The 11,718-nt window shown below is 36.7% G+C and carries 14 protein-coding genes; 10 read left to right on the plus strand and 4 right to left on the minus strand.

The window, feature by feature from the left end; genetic code table 11:
* Window positions 1-51: 51 nt before the first annotated feature.
* Window positions 52-1,620: a 2-isopropylmalate synthase gene (locus tag A3M5_RS0105425; RefSeq protein ID WP_018392748.1), complete on the plus strand. Its 1,569-nt coding sequence runs from the start codon at window positions 52-54 to the stop codon at window positions 1,618-1,620.
* Between the two features lie 306 nt (window positions 1,621-1,926).
* Here A3M5_RS0105425 and A3M5_RS0105430 read toward each other — a convergent pair whose 3' ends face one another.
* On the minus strand, window positions 1,927-2,604 hold the full coding sequence (locus A3M5_RS0105430; protein ID WP_018392749.1) for a DNA alkylation repair protein: 678 nt from the start codon (window positions 2,602-2,604) through the stop codon (window positions 1,927-1,929).
* Between the two features lie 319 nt (window positions 2,605-2,923).
* Here A3M5_RS0105430 and A3M5_RS25715 point away from each other — a divergent pair, with 319 nt between their 5' ends.
* The 6 genes from A3M5_RS25715 to A3M5_RS26395 all read left to right on the plus strand — a co-directional run bounded on the left by A3M5_RS25715 (window position 2,924) and on the right by A3M5_RS26395 (window position 6,809).
* Entirely contained in the window at window positions 2,924-3,064 is a 141-nt protein-coding gene (locus A3M5_RS25715) for an XtrA/YqaO family protein (protein WP_231373217.1), read from the plus strand.
* Between the two features lie 1,052 nt (window positions 3,065-4,116).
* Window positions 4,117-4,533 carry a hypothetical protein gene (locus tag A3M5_RS0105445; protein ID WP_018392752.1) on the plus strand — a complete coding sequence of 139 codons (417 nt, stop codon included), beginning with the start codon at window positions 4,117-4,119 and terminating at the stop codon, window positions 4,531-4,533.
* A gap of 192 nt (window positions 4,534-4,725) precedes the next feature.
* Window positions 4,726-5,025 carry a Rossmann-fold NAD(P)-binding domain-containing protein gene (locus tag A3M5_RS0105450; RefSeq protein ID WP_018392753.1) on the plus strand — a complete coding sequence of 100 codons (300 nt, stop codon included), beginning with the start codon at window positions 4,726-4,728 and terminating at the stop codon, window positions 5,023-5,025.
* 494 nt (window positions 5,026-5,519) lie between these two features.
* Complete coding sequence (locus tag A3M5_RS0105455; protein WP_018392754.1) at window positions 5,520-5,744, plus strand: hypothetical protein; 225 nt, start codon at window positions 5,520-5,522, stop codon at window positions 5,742-5,744.
* Between the two features lie 668 nt (window positions 5,745-6,412).
* Window positions 6,413-6,553, plus strand: a complete 141-nt coding sequence (locus A3M5_RS25720) for a hypothetical protein (protein WP_018392755.1) — start codon at window positions 6,413-6,415, stop codon at window positions 6,551-6,553.
* Window positions 6,554-6,683: 130 nt separating this feature from the next.
* Complete coding sequence (locus A3M5_RS26395; RefSeq protein WP_018392756.1) at window positions 6,684-6,809, plus strand: hypothetical protein; 126 nt, start codon at window positions 6,684-6,686, stop codon at window positions 6,807-6,809.
* 185 nt (window positions 6,810-6,994) lie between these two features.
* Here A3M5_RS26395 and A3M5_RS22315 read toward each other — a convergent pair whose 3' ends face one another.
* The 3 genes from A3M5_RS22315 to A3M5_RS25990 all read right to left on the minus strand — a co-directional run bounded on the left by A3M5_RS22315 (window position 6,995) and on the right by A3M5_RS25990 (window position 9,821).
* The gene (locus A3M5_RS22315) at window positions 6,995-8,314 is read right to left on the minus strand and encodes an ATP-binding protein (RefSeq protein WP_018392757.1); all 1,320 of its coding nucleotides are present in this window, start codon (window positions 8,312-8,314) and stop codon (window positions 6,995-6,997) included.
* Window positions 8,315-9,272: 958 nt separating this feature from the next.
* Complete coding sequence (locus A3M5_RS24425) at window positions 9,273-9,380, minus strand: YjcZ family sporulation protein (protein WP_018392758.1); 108 nt, start codon at window positions 9,378-9,380, stop codon at window positions 9,273-9,275.
* 78 nt (window positions 9,381-9,458) lie between these two features.
* Window positions 9,459-9,821, minus strand: coding sequence for a hypothetical protein (locus A3M5_RS25990; protein ID WP_018392759.1), 363 nt, complete (start codon window positions 9,819-9,821; stop codon window positions 9,459-9,461).
* A 214-nt stretch (window positions 9,822-10,035) separates the two neighbouring features.
* Here A3M5_RS25990 and A3M5_RS26400 point away from each other — a divergent pair, with 214 nt between their 5' ends.
* The 3 genes from A3M5_RS26400 to A3M5_RS0105495 all read left to right on the plus strand — a co-directional run bounded on the left by A3M5_RS26400 (window position 10,036) and on the right by A3M5_RS0105495 (window position 11,711).
* Window positions 10,036-10,167 carry a hypothetical protein gene (locus A3M5_RS26400; protein WP_018392760.1) on the plus strand — a complete coding sequence of 44 codons (132 nt, stop codon included), beginning with the start codon at window positions 10,036-10,038 and terminating at the stop codon, window positions 10,165-10,167.
* Window positions 10,168-10,268: 101 nt separating this feature from the next.
* Window positions 10,269-10,796, plus strand: coding sequence for a dUTP diphosphatase (locus tag A3M5_RS0105490; RefSeq protein WP_018392761.1), 528 nt, complete (start codon window positions 10,269-10,271; stop codon window positions 10,794-10,796).
* 489 nt (window positions 10,797-11,285) lie between these two features.
* Window positions 11,286-11,711: a hypothetical protein gene (locus A3M5_RS0105495; protein WP_018392762.1), complete on the plus strand. Its 426-nt coding sequence runs from the start codon at window positions 11,286-11,288 to the stop codon at window positions 11,709-11,711.
* The last annotated feature ends 7 nt before the right edge of the window (window positions 11,712-11,718 follow it).

The raw sequence follows: 11,718 nt of genomic DNA on the forward strand, positions 1-11,718 counted from the left end.
AGAGACGAGGCTTTTTTTTATACATTAATATAACAAAGGAGTGTTTCTGAAATGACGAGAAAAATTTGGGTGTTTGATACGACTTTAAGAGATGGAGAGCAAGTTCCAGGGGCTAAGTTGAATCTCTATGAAAAACTAGAAGTAGCACAGCAACTTAAGAAGTTAAAAGTCGATATTATCGAAGCTGGTTTTCCTGCGTCTTCAGCCGGTGATTTTAATGCTGTGAGGGAAATTGCCATGAAAGTCGGAAATACAGAGGATACTATCATCACAGCATTAGCAAGAGCAGTAAAAGCTGACATTGATGCTGTTTATAATAGTGTGAAATATGCTGAAAAACCGTTAATCCATATAGTTTTAGGTACTTCAGACATTCACGTGGAAAAGAAATTTGGGAAATCGAAAACTCAAATTTTAGATATCGGTGTGGATGCAGTAAAATATGCAAAAACATTTTTACCGGATGTGCAATATTCAACAGAAGATGCGTCTCGCTCCGATTTTGAATACTTATGGGCAACGATTAAAGCTGTTGTAAAAGCAGGGGCGACCATTATTAATGTACCTGATACAGTTGGCTATGCCGAGCCGGAAGAATTTGGTGAACTAATCTTTAAATTAAATGATCGATTGAAAAATGTGAATGATAAAGTGCTTTTAAGTGTCCATTGTCATAATGATCTTGGTATGGCAACTGCCAATACATTAGCTGCGATTAAAAATGGTGCGGATAAAGTTGAATGTACTATTAATGGGATTGGTGAACGTGCAGGTAATGCTGCACTAGAAGAAGTTGTGATGGCGATTAATACGCGTTCATCAGTCTATAAAGCGTGCACAAACATTAATACAAAAGAAATCATGAATACATCCAGGTTGGTAAGTAGTTTTATGGGACTTGATGTACAAGTAAATAAAGCTATTACAGGAGATAATGCCTTTGCTCATTCTTCAGGTATACACCAAGATGGTTTGTTGAAATCAAGAGATGCTTATGAAATCATTAGCCCAATTGAAGTCGGTTTAGACGATATGGAACTTGTTTTAACAGCTCGTTCTGGCCGTCATGCGGTGAAAAATGCGCTTGAGAAATTAGGTTTTAATCAGTTAACCGATACACAATTTGAAGGGATATTTGAAGCTTTCCTTGAATTAGCAGATGCGAAAAAAGAAGTATATAATCATGATTTATATGTCATTGTTGAGAACTATTACGCAAAACATGATATCTATAATCAAGATATGACGCACTATAGTGATAATTTCTATGAATTAATGGACTTGCAAGTGATTAGTAATACCAATTTCCCGTCTGCAAGTGTGAAAATTAAAAAGGGCGATCAAATATTGAAAAGTAGTGCAGTCGGTTCTGGACCAATTGATGCTTTGTATTCTGCTCTTACAGAAATTAGTGATTTAGATATTAAATTGATTGAATATAATATTAGCAGTGTCTCAAGAGGTAAGGAAGCATTAGGGAAAGTGAAGATTCAAGTGGAATACAGAGGAGAAAAATATATTGCCAAAGCAACAGACACGGATATTATGAAAGCAAGTGCATTAGCTTATATCAATGCTATAAACAGTATTGTAGTTGCTAAATTACTGCCGGTTGAATAAGCATCCAAAAAGAGCTCGTTGAACATGAGGAGACATCCATTCACGTGAAGCGATTGCCAAGTTTGAGACGGGCGCAAGAACGTTTTCGAAGAGCTTGTATCCAATTTTAAAGCGACTAAATAGAGAACAAGGCTCAATTATGCGTCGATTAAGCGTGCTCGGCGAAGCGTACTGAAAGCCACTGGCCAGCGAGAAAACCGTTGGATGACCGATGATGTAAACCATCCATAAGCCCCCACCCCTAAGCATAAGCGTAGGTGGCGGGAGTTGACCAAAGAGATTAATGTAAGAGCTTATTGAATTACTTTAATCTCTTTGAGAAAGGTGTTTTAAAGCTTCACGCTTGCTAAGTGGTTTTAATCGGTGTTGAGAAACAAAAAGTTTTACGCTAGAGGGGCGAGTTTTTGCATATTCACGCAGTACCCAACCGATTGCCTTTTGGACAAAGAATTCATCGCTAGTTGCTCGTCTTAAGATGTATCGGAATAGGAGTTTTTCATCCGTTTCATCTTTGTAATAAAGTTGATACAATATTGCTGCTCTTTGTAACCAAATATTCTCATCTTCTATCCACTGTTCGGCATAATGAGGAATGAGTTTAGGATAAGTTGAAAACATGTATCCCATGAGGTGAGGGGAAAGTACATCTACTGTATCCCACCAAGATTTACTTATAATTAAATTGGCTAACCAAGGCATATCATCTGGGCAGAGATTCTTTTTTGCCTTTTCGAGAATATCAAGGGCTGCTTTTTGGTATTCCCGCTCTGGAAGGTTCCAAAGGATAAGAATGACATCTTCTAGTTTATCTTTTGGGGGTAATCCGTGTTCTTTCAGAAACTGTTTAGTCAATGTTCTTCGAATTGGCGTTCGTATACCTAAAAAAACAAATTGGTTCCTCAAATAGTTTTTAGACCATTCAGCGTATTTCACATCAGTATGTTGGGAATATAAACTAATTAGCGCTTGAATATAAGAATTCATAAGTACCTCCATAAAATAATAAATGCTTTGTAAGATGACTACTATTCAATGACAAAGTACAAAAAAATAACATTACTATAAAGTTTGAACAGATTACAGCATAAAAAAGCCGGGTTGCCCCGGTTAAAAGGTTGAAAGAACATTCGAGTGAGGAGAAAGCTAAAAGTATCGCAAAAAAACAGTATATCCGTTCTGGAAAATATTATACAAAAAGGCTAGGAAAAGTCTCCGGCTGTTAAAATAGTGCACGCAACTCTATTTTAACAGGCTGGGGTGTCCTGTAGTATGAAGATTGACCATGAAAAAATGACAAGATCTGATGAGCAACAAAACAATGTACGTGGCGAAGAAGGACGATGAGCTGATTCCGCATGAGCTGCCGGAATATGGTGAAACAGTCGTCATTACGATGGATGGCAAAGTGGGCCGCTTTGAGACAAAAGAGAAAAGAAAAGTATAACAAAAAGGAGATGTTTAGGTGAAAAAAGTCAACGTTTAATTGATTTACAAAGTAAAAAGATCCCTGTTAAGGGATTCTTGACAATCTATTATGATTTTTGTTTATAGAATTCTATTAATTCTTGAATAGAACTTACTATTCCTTCGAATTGAAATGCAAATAATGACAAAGCTGACAAAGAGAAAAAAATAATAGGGATTAGACGAAACCAATGCATTTTATTCCCTCCGTTTCTAAGTGATGATAAGAATATAATCCTGAATTAGTCGTTTATCAAGTTTAAAGATGGTGAAAATCAGTCCGGAAATTAACTTAGACAGTCTAAGGAGGAGTAACCATGAGCATTACACAGGAAAATTGGGAATACGAAGTAAATCGAACAAAAGAGATGTTGGAAGTTTATAAAACAATCCCTCTGGGTTTTTCGGAGCGACACATATAGCCTAAATAATCGCTCGGTACGAAAATGGAGAACGTTCAAAGGATTTATACGAAGCACTTGAGAGTATCGAGTAATTCATAGTTCGACGAGTATCGATCACAATTAATGACATATGTAGGGAGAAGAAAGAGCTAATCAACCTCTCTTCTTCTTAGATGATTATATTCTTCTTAATGATTATATTCCGATATGTATTTCTTATTACTTCCTTTTTACCTGAGATCGATCGAAAGGCAGCATAAAAAGTTAGAAGAAGCACTTGAAAGCGTTCGGATCTATAAGCAGATAGGCTTTGTTAGACGAGAAATGAAAGTGACCCTCCGCATATACCCTACGTTATCAAAACCTATTTTGTGGGTACTTCTGCGGAAGAGACAGCTATATGGAATGTTGAGAAGGAATAAGAAGTCGAGAACTTAGAAATCAATTTGGATTGTGCTTTACATTGTCTTTCCAGAATGGAGCGGGAAATCATTCAAAAAAGATATAAGGAGCGCCTTTTTAAATATATCTTTTAAACTGAATCTGATAAGCCTTCATGTAAGGATTTTTGTCTAATATATATATCTTGTAGGACAAAGTCCGTAAAAACAAAGGGCGGGGGAAGAGGATGAAGAGATGGTTTTTGGTAATAGTTGTTGGAATGTTAAGTGCGTGTTCGTCTGATGAAGAGAGGTTTGTACAAGAGGTTTTTCCGGAAGAAGTATCAGCAATTATTGAAGAACCATCAGAAGAAGAGCTGACTGAACTAATGAGAGAAGAAGCTGAACCTGCAGTTTTTACCGCGTTGAATATTGATAAGCCGCCGGTAGACAAAAAGGTGACAGCAACGGGTAAAGTCACAAGGGTGACAGAACCAGGTATGATGGGTACATTTTCTCTCTCGACGGATGACGGAACGTATACAATCATGAACTTGACTAAAACAGAAGTGGAAGAAGGAAGTAAGGTTACTATTTATGGAGTTGTTGCTGTTGAGAAAGCAGCAGATGGAACACCAACTATTAATGCAGTCATTATTGAATAGTATAAGTAAGCATACCTCAGTTACCCTTAAGGGGCTGGGGTTTTTCTTTTGTGCTGAAACATGACAATGAGCAGACAAGAAAAGGGGTGAAGGGCATGAAGAAGTGTCAGAAATGCATATGGCTCATAAAAGCGGGTGACAGGGCTTCGTGTCCTTTCATAAAATATGTAAAAGCGGAGGGATGGAAAGCACATGTTGCCAAACAAAGTGAAGATCGGCGGGATTGAATATATGGTTAAAGAAGTAGAGGGCATGGAAGGAGAATTCGATCTTTTAGGGCAGATTCTCTATACAAGAGGAACCATCAAAGTGGATGCCGACTTAGCGGCAGACAGAAAAGAACAGGTGCTGGTACATGAAATCCTGCATGGTGTTTTCTTTGAAGCGGGGATTGAAGAACAGGATGAGGATATGATCAACCGTGTTGCGATTATTCTGCATCAAGTATTGAAGGACAACGATTTACGATTTAATGATAAAAACGTCACATGACAAGGCTAAATAATCTTCTACATGCCACACTTAAGGCATTAATGGGGGAAATAAAAAAGCGCTAGAAAGCGCCTAGGTTTAATAATTTTTAATTGATGACCTTTATTGAATAAATTAGGATTAATTACTAGTGATACCCTAATAAAAATAATTTAAACAAAATGACAATTAAATAAATAGCCTAACAGAAAAATCGGGGGCACTGAATGAACGTACAAGCTGCGTTTGTTTGGTGTCCTTTTTAAATTTCTTTTTTACCTGAGATCGACAGGAGAGCGACACCTGCTTATACTCCACATAGGAATCTACTGCAAAATATACCGCACGATTAACTCATTAGCGCATTTAATAATTAAAAGGTGAAGAATAGCGAATGGGTACACAGAGCGGTGAGAAGCATGAAGAAATGTTGGCATCGTATCTGGTTAAGACGTAGTGGAGATAAAGCGTTATGTCTGCATAAAAAAATGTGTAAAAGTAGAGGAGTGGACATCTTGGAATTCGAAGAAAAATGGCGGCTTAAAAACGGAGGATACAACAAACAAGAATTAGTGGAATTATTTATGAAAGATCTGCCGGATATTAAAGAGTTTGTAATCATCTGCGAATATAGAAGCGGAGAGATCGGTGGATATAACTCAACAAGCGATGGACTGCGCCAGATCGGGATGCTTGAAACGGCAAAAGTAATGGTAATGGATAATCAGGGAGAAGAGTAACAAGAACAATCTAGAAGCAGGTAAACAAAAATAAAACTCCATCAAAGGATAGGGTCAAAGATGATTCCTTTATTGTTTTCGTATACGACGTAGGTTTCATTAGTAGTATGGTCAATTCATTTATTTCAGTTACCGTATTTACCAATGAAGGACAATACACTTTTGACTATCTTTTTTGTCTACATTATCTAACCTCCTCGTTAATATTAGGGAGACTATACTACATCAGTAAAAAGGTGTAAGAATCCGTATGGTTTACAGAAGGATCTTTTTTGTCGGACAGCAGCCGTATATATGAAAAGGCAAAATAAGCGCTATCTTTGCGGTAGCGTTTTTTTATCGGTAAAGGGTTTGTCCAGACGATCCGTTCAAGCGATTGTCGGTATTAGAGGAATAATTATTGGAGGGTAAAAGCTCTTTTTTTCGAGATATTAAGGGAAAGGAAAAACAAATATTAGATTCATATTGAACCAAGGCTAAAAGATATTGAACATTAGTGCCGTGATAGTTTGACGGAAGAGGAAAATGCCCCCTTTTTTACATATGAGATTGTTATCAAGCGAAAAGAGAAACCCAATCGTTAAAGAAATAAGTTTTCGATGTTTTATGAATATTTTTCGAAAAATAGGAAACCATTAATGAGAATAAACGAGGAGAGGGGGATTAAGATGAAACATAAAAAACATATTCTTGCGCTTATGTCGATGATTCTATCAGCAGGATTTTTGTTCGGCTGTAATGGTGTTGACGAAGATGAGCCAGATCCAAGTGAAGAACCATCAGAGCAACGGGAAGATAATACTCAATAAATGTTTATTGAAAAATGGTATTAATACGTACTTCAACATCGTTCAAAATAGAACGGTGTTTTTTTATTTGGTTAAAAAAGTTCTGATAATCAGACTGTATAGGAGAGATAAGTAAAAAAGGTGAACACTGATGATTGTAAAAAGAGTGAATCCGCGTTTTGAAGATTTCCTTTTTGATTGGTCAACTCAGATTGAAGATCAACGCACCATGGAGTGCAATTTTGAAATGATTCAGATCGCACAACAGGTGTTTTAACAACGGGCTCTTGTTTAGGAGCCCGTTGTTCTTTTTTCTCCGAATTATAGCCACCATCAATCTCTCGCTTTTTTAAATAAATTTACAGTATATTTCTATTTTCCTATAGAAAAGAGGGGATTTCACATATTTCATTCGATAAATATCAACAATTATAAAATTCTCGCTAGCTCCGGGGACTTTTTCTATAGAGATGGGGTGAATAACTTACCTAGCTTATCCTTCGTGGGAGACAGAGAGTTTTCAGCTATAGGAAGAAGAATAGAGAAGCTAGTTCCTTTGCCTATCTCGCTTTTTACTATAACTTCCCCTCGCATCGTTTTAATAATACTATAGGCAACCATTGTACCCAGCCCAGTGCCAATATCTTTTGTTGTGAAAAAGGGACTACCTAAACGTTCGAGTTGTTCCTCATCCATCCCGATACCTGTATCTGTCACAGTGATAATGGCATTGTCCACAACACGTCGCAACTCAATTAGTAAGTTTCCTCCTAGGGGCATTGATTCAATGCCATTTTTCACGACATTTATAAGACACTGATGAAGCTTTTGATCTTCACCAGCAATATAGATATCTTCTTCAAGTCGTACTTTAATTTGTACATTGTTCATAGCGGCATAAGGATCAATGAAATTTTCGATGTATATTAGTTCTTTGTGTAGATCCAATATCTTTATGTTTTCTAATGAAGGTTTTGCAAAGGTGAGGTAATCAGTAATCGTAGATTCTGCTTGATCTAAAGCATCGACTGCAATGTCTATATAACCAATCTTCTTTTCATCTGTAAGATCGGGATCTTTTAATAATTGAAGAAATCCCTTTGTCACAGTCAATGGATTGCGCACTTCGTGAGAAATACTTGCTGCAAGTTCACTGACTGTCTTTAGTTTTTCAAGCTTGCCTATTTCATTCTCAAGAGTGATATCCCTTCTCGCTTTTTCGTTAAAAATCACAAAAAACGTGCTTCCTATTGATTGAAGGAATAAGGTGAAAATAAAAAACTCGATGTATTCTATAACAGTTTCTTCTGATAAAAATAGAAGCATCATTGCCATTATAGATAATACTCCAAATAAAGAAGCTAACACGGCAAGGTATACTTTTTTTCTTATATTCACGGCGTTTTTGAAAAAGGGAATAATAAAACATAATAAAATGAGAAACAGAAAATAGATAAATAGAGCTATATGAAAGTTAGACATATCTAAATAAAAGCGATATGTCAGCGTAGTCAACACTAATATAACGGCAACCCTGCGCCCTCCATATAATGCCCCCACAATTAAAGGAACTGGAGAGAAATCAATGGTTTGTTCTTCAAAATATGTCAAAGGAAAGCTCATACAAAAAATAATCGATATTCCAGAGGCAAGAGTAATTATGGTTTCATTTGTTAATTGATTCTTATTTCTTTCAATGAACTTGAAATATAGAGTGAAACAAATATAAACTAAGAAAATATTTAACAAAAAGGTCTGAGTGTTATCAAATATGGCATTCATTTATTAGCTCCATTCTCATTTAATATCACCTTCACAACATCCTTGTCTGTTCCCGGCGCCCAGAAGAGAGGGCTTTATACAGCCTCCCGTTCTCGGAAAAAGTACGAATAGAGAAAGGCTGCTGTGGGGAGGGAAGAGATCTTTTAGTTCTTATAAGCCCAATGATCTTTATCGCGGTCATGTTTCATTCGATTTGCAACACAAATTGCTTGGTGACGGGTTAGTCATGGAGAATTAGTAAAGCGCTTAAGCAGAACGATTTCATTCAGCAGCCAGATTCTTATGGCAGACAACTTTGTGATAACCGTTGATTACTTATAGACGATTTATTATGATTGATCCTCAAGAAAACCATAATTACTTTTTAATCCTGTTTGAGCAATACCAGTACTGGACGTATAAGAAGCACTTTCTTTTAGAAAATCACCTACCTTTTTAACAACAGATGGGGCTATATCACCAATCCGATTTATTCCATTTTATCCTGTCGCGTGGCAATTGATATCCTTATCACACTAATGTACACGTATAATGAAAAAACTTGATATGTTGGTAGAGTAAGTACACGCCGCAGCGTGCTCATAATGCATAACTAATATTTCTTTCTATCTTCCTACAAAAAAAGGGAGAATTCTACACTTTTCCTTCGACAAATAATTACAAATAGAGGAAGCTGAGGAAAAAATAGAATCTTTTTCTTTTATCCGTAATCAACCATAGCGCGTTGTATTAGGCAACGCTCCAGACGTTTTTCAGCAAACAAGATTTGTGAACGTTGAAAACCCAAATAAAAAGAATACCCTTTTTCGGAGCATTCCTAAAATATCGAATTAAAAAAAGCGGCTGTATTTACTTCATACAGTCGCTCAATATTGGATTGGTGGCTACAGCAGGGGGAGGAGGCAAAAGCTAGATTAATTCAAAAAGGTCTTACGGATAATAGGTTGCTTCCTAGCAGTCAGTATCCGCCACACATGTAAGATGCGCCAACGATGATTAACAAAATGAACAAGACAACAACTAGTGCAAAGCCAGAGCCGTATCCACCAGATTTTTCGCAACTCATAATTATCACCTCTTTCTAAATATAGTATGAAAAAATACAGCCGTATCTTGTGCGAGTGGCTCTAAAAAACAAAAAGAATTATTTGCAACGATTGCAGCCACGTGCTGGATTCATGTAATTCTGTGCTGGATTCATGTTATTTTGTGCTGGATTCATGTAATTCTGTGCTGGATTCATGTTATTTTGTGCTGGACTCATGTTATTTTGTGCTGGACTCATGTAATTCTGTGCTGGATTCATGTGACATTGTGATGGATCCATATAGCCTGGATCTACGACGACGTTTCTTGTCACAGGCCGATAAATATGACGAGGAACGTTAACAATATGCTGCCGATTGACATTCACGATTGGGTGAATGACAGGGACTTCACGTGTAGTGTAGGAATCATGAAATACACACTTTGGGGGACAGATGATTGGTCTAACAGGACGATACATTAAAATCACCTCCTTGTTTACTATATTAGATGCACTTCGTAGTAACTTGGAATGGCCAAACATCATGGGTGAGATTTTAAATTTGTTAAAAATGAGATAAACCTAATACAGGAAGCTACCTGCACTTTCGAAAAGAAGGCGATTATTGTGTTGGGATCTATGAGTATTGGCAGTGACATGAATTAAAAGCGGAAATATGGAAAGGATGGAAGGTATGAACATGACCCTATTACTTATCGTTGGTATTTTTCTAGCAAAGGGAGTTGCAGCGCCATTGACGAAACAACAGAATGGCGGCATGATAAAAGAAAATGACGAATATCGTCGAATTATGAAAAAGGTGTGAAGATGGGCACGGCAACAAAACGTATTCGCGCGAGTTAGGTGAACGGCGGAAGAAAAAAATCGGAATAGAGGATTTTTAAACAAAATGAGGAGTGAAGCACAATGAAGCTTGAAAAATTATTTAATATGCAAAGGGTATTAGATGAAAGAATCGAGATGGAACACCCGCCGGTAGATGGGGAAGATCGGTTTCAGAAGAAAATACTCGCGCTGCAGGTAGAAATAGCGGAGGCGGCGAATGAATGGCGCGGATTTAAATTTTGGAGTAACAATCAGAAACCAAACGTTATCCAATTTGACCACGATGGAACGCCACACTATCCGCTCTTAGAAGAATTCGTAGACGGTTTACATTTTATTTTAGGCATTGGGGTAGATCACCATAATGAACATATAGAAAAATACGATTACCAACCGGTTAAAAGAGCTGATGTGGAAACGATTGAAGAAAGATTCTCCTATCTCATGTCAGATGTAAATGCAGTGAATAACAGTTACGATTACATCTGCTACTTTAATAATTTCATCGAACTTGGACAAGCGCTCGGATTTACGTGGGAACAAGTAACAGAAGCGTATATGAGTAAGAATTCGATTAATCACGCCAGACAGGATTCAGGCACGTACTAATAGATAGAGAAACAAAGATCTGGACGATATTTAGATAACCTGTAACCTGTAACCTGTAACTGAGAGGAACAAAACCTTGATACGAAAGAGTTTTGTCGTAAACAGATATCTTGTAACCATCTGAATTTATGTTTGTAACCTAATGTTAGGCTCGATCATAATACTTTTCAAGAGAAATTTATAAAAAAAAGTCTATTGAGTAGATAACATGTCATTTCTCCTGTGTGATTTTGTTTGTTAAAGATAATAGAAAGAATCATAAGATATTTTCGAGAGAATTACACTATATTTGACAGGATTTTTGACAATACTACACTTTTTGCGCACTTAAAGTTAAAACTATCCGTTGAGATGTCTTTTTCTTATGAATGGTGTTTTAAAAAATTGATATTAAGACAAGGGTATTATACGATGACATAAGAATGATTTGGGAGAGAGAAGAAGTACGAGAGACAGTGTATTTCTTATTAAGGGGGGAATTCGATTTAAATGAAGGCGTTGAAGATACTCTTGAGTGTTGGAATTATTGTTATTGCCTTGGGATGGGGTGTCTACTATTATGGCACGAAAATAGCTTCAGACAAAGTAATGGATCAAGTAGCAGCGCAACTTAAAAATAGTGGTGAAATCGAAAAAATCAAGCAAGAAATTAATAATGATCCTGAATTACAAAAATTCGTTGCCGAGGGAGCAAATGCGGACAATTCCATGTTGCCATTTGAAACGAAAGAAGAAGCCACTAGGGAATTAGTTAAAAAATTCAAAGTGAGTGAACTACAAGAAATTCAGTCAAGCGTTCAAGGCGGACTTACAGCTGAAAAGAAACAAGAATTATTAAATACGCTTGAAAGTAAATTAAGTGAAGAAGAGATATTAGCGTTAAAAGTGTTAGCCTATAAGGAACTGAATAAATAAGATGATA

Source organism: Bacillus sp. 37MA, from assembly GCF_000372765.1.
In the GTDB taxonomy this organism is placed as follows: domain Bacteria; phylum Bacillota; class Bacilli; order Bacillales; family Domibacillaceae; genus Domibacillus; species Domibacillus aminovorans.

Bases quoted from the DNA above. Each gene is read 5' to 3' on its own strand.
- A3M5_RS0105425 (WP_018392748.1), top strand. From the start codon at position 52: ATGACGAGAAAAATTTGGGTGTTTGATACGACTTTAAGAGATGGAGAG.
- A3M5_RS0105430 (WP_018392749.1), bottom strand. From the start codon at position 2,604: ATGAATTCTTATATTCAAGCGCTAATTAGTTTATATTCCCAACATACT.
- A3M5_RS25715 (WP_231373217.1), top strand. From the start codon at position 2,924: ATGAGCAACAAAACAATGTACGTGGCGAAGAAGGACGATGAGCTGATT.
- A3M5_RS0105445 (WP_018392752.1), top strand. From the start codon at position 4,117: ATGAAGAGATGGTTTTTGGTAATAGTTGTTGGAATGTTAAGTGCGTGT.
- A3M5_RS0105450 (WP_018392753.1), top strand. From the start codon at position 4,726: ATGTTGCCAAACAAAGTGAAGATCGGCGGGATTGAATATATGGTTAAA.
- A3M5_RS25720 (WP_018392755.1), top strand. From the start codon at position 6,413: ATGAAACATAAAAAACATATTCTTGCGCTTATGTCGATGATTCTATCA.
- A3M5_RS26395 (WP_018392756.1), top strand. From the start codon at position 6,684: ATGATTGTAAAAAGAGTGAATCCGCGTTTTGAAGATTTCCTTTTTGAT.
- A3M5_RS22315 (WP_018392757.1), bottom strand. From the start codon at position 8,314: ATGAATGCCATATTTGATAACACTCAGACCTTTTTGTTAAATATTTTC.
- A3M5_RS24425 (WP_018392758.1), bottom strand. From the start codon at position 9,380: ATGAGTTGCGAAAAATCTGGTGGATACGGCTCTGGCTTTGCACTAGTT.
- A3M5_RS25990 (WP_018392759.1), bottom strand. From the start codon at position 9,821: ATGTATCGTCCTGTTAGACCAATCATCTGTCCCCCAAAGTGTGTATTT.
- A3M5_RS26400 (WP_018392760.1), top strand. From the start codon at position 10,036: ATGAACATGACCCTATTACTTATCGTTGGTATTTTTCTAGCAAAGGGA.
- A3M5_RS0105490 (WP_018392761.1), top strand. From the start codon at position 10,269: ATGAAGCTTGAAAAATTATTTAATATGCAAAGGGTATTAGATGAAAGA.
- A3M5_RS0105495 (WP_018392762.1), top strand. From the start codon at position 11,286: ATGAAGGCGTTGAAGATACTCTTGAGTGTTGGAATTATTGTTATTGCC.